General features: G+C 67.3%; 2 protein-coding genes. Both read right to left on the bottom strand.

Going from position 1 to position 1,766, the window contains the following annotated elements:
- Positions 1–615, bottom strand: a 615-nt coding sequence (locus ACRDUX_RS06765; RefSeq protein ID WP_526412231.1) for a DUF222 domain-containing protein, incomplete at its 3' end; no start/stop codon positions are given.
- 157 nt (positions 616–772) lie between these two features.
- The gene (locus ACRDUX_RS06760) at positions 773–1,690 is read right to left on the bottom strand and encodes a helix-turn-helix domain-containing protein (protein WP_526412229.1); all 918 of its coding nucleotides are present in this window, start codon (positions 1,688–1,690) and stop codon (positions 773–775) included.
- Between the last annotated feature and the right edge of the window lie 76 nt (positions 1,691–1,766).

The raw sequence follows: 1,766 nt of genomic DNA, 5'->3' as shown, positions 1-1,766 counted from the left end.
GTTCAGGCGACTGTCCAGGGCGGTGGCGTCGGGGGCGAACAGGGTGCCGAACAGGATGGCCAGCCCGGTGCCGTCGTCGATGGAGATGTCCACCGAGCGGGAGCGCGCCTTGGTGTGGGTGCGGCGTACTGCGTGCGGGTCGACCTGTTCGATGAATGTGTCGATGTTCTGTTCGGTCTTCTCGATCGACATCGGTTCCCACGTCGCCAACGCCTCAGCCAGGGCGGTGTCCAGGGCGCGCCGTGCCTCGGGGTCGGTGATCAGCATGCTGCGGGTGACGATGGCCTTGACCATCCGGTAATCGATCAGCCCGGCCAGGAAGAGGGCCTGCACTTTCGGCAACCGGTCCCGCAGCGCGGTGGCCACCAGCAAGAAGCTCGAGGCGGTTCCGCTGGTCATGCATGCGGTGGCGCCGATGTGGGCACAGACTGCGGCCCAGTTGTCGATGCACCACTGTTCACGATCAGCGGACCCGTCGGCGGCGTGCGCGGTGTCGAGCATGGTGACCATCGCGGCCAGCCGCCGGGCGCAGGCGGCGGATTCCACCCGGGTCCAGGCACTGACGGCGGAAGCTCCGCGAGTCCCCGCGGTCCCGGTCACCAGATCGTCGAACATGCATTCGAGTTTAAACGAGGACTCCGACGCCCGCCAGACTAAAACCCCAGGTTGGGGACGAATCGGCAACTGTGGATGAACCCGATCTCAGACCCTGAATCTGTCGGTACCGCGTGCTATCCGGGCGCGCCAAGCGGCCGGAAGCGTCGTAGCGGCGTCACATCACCGACCCCGTGGTCATCGCGGCACCCGTCTCGCGGAGGCGCCGCGCATCCAGACCCGGCGGCGCCCCGAACAGTCGGCGATACTCACGGCTGAATTGCGACGGGCTGTCATAGCCGACCAGATGCCCGACGGCTGCGATGTCACCTGGCTGTGACACCACGTGTGAGCGCGCCTCCTGCAGGCGGATGCGCTTCTGAAACTGTAAGGGGCTCATGGCCGTAACCGCGCGGAAGCTTCTGTGGAAGGCTGACGCGCTCATACCGCAGGTCCGCGCGAGGTCCTCGATGCGCATGGGCTCGGCGTAGTTCTGCCGCATCCACCCGATGGCCCGGCTGACGTGCGCGAGGTCGCCGTCGGCCAGCCCGATCTGACGCAGCGTGTGGCCGTGGGGGCCGGTGAGCACGCGCCACAGGATCTCCCGCTCGACCAGCGGTGCGAGCACCGGTGCGTCCGCGGGGTGATCGAGCAGGCGGAGCATGCGCAGGACCGCATCCAGCAGATCGGGCGGCGCATCGCCGGTAGCCATCGCAGTCGCCCGCGGCGTGCCGCGCGACCACCGGGGGTCCTGCAACACCAGGTCGGCGATGGCGGCCCGCCGCAAGACCAGGCCCATGCCCAATGCGGGCTTCGCCGCGCTGGTGTCGAAGAAGTGGCCCGTGACGGGCAGATTGGCAGTGACCAACAGGTACTGCCCCGATCGGTATTCGTGCACCTGGTCGCCGAGCAGCAGTCGCTTGCCGCCTTGGGCCATGACCACCAACAGAGGTTCCGTCAGCGAGTAGTCGGGACTCTCGGGACCGGTCGTGACCTTGGACAGCTGCAGCCCGTCGATCGCCGTCGTCATGCCGGGTCTGGCGTGGGCGCCGATGAGGTCGCGTATCTCGGTGAGTACGTCCGGTGAGTTGGGCACGATGCACGGAACCACTCCGGCATGGACTACGGCAACCCGATCCAGGCAATTCGAGCAGGATCAGGCAAGAATGAGC

Source organism: Mycobacterium sp. (assembly GCF_050701675.1).
GTDB lineage: Bacteria > Actinomycetota > Actinomycetes > Mycobacteriales > Mycobacteriaceae > Mycobacterium.
This window is presented reverse-complemented; position numbering and strand designations above follow the sequence as displayed.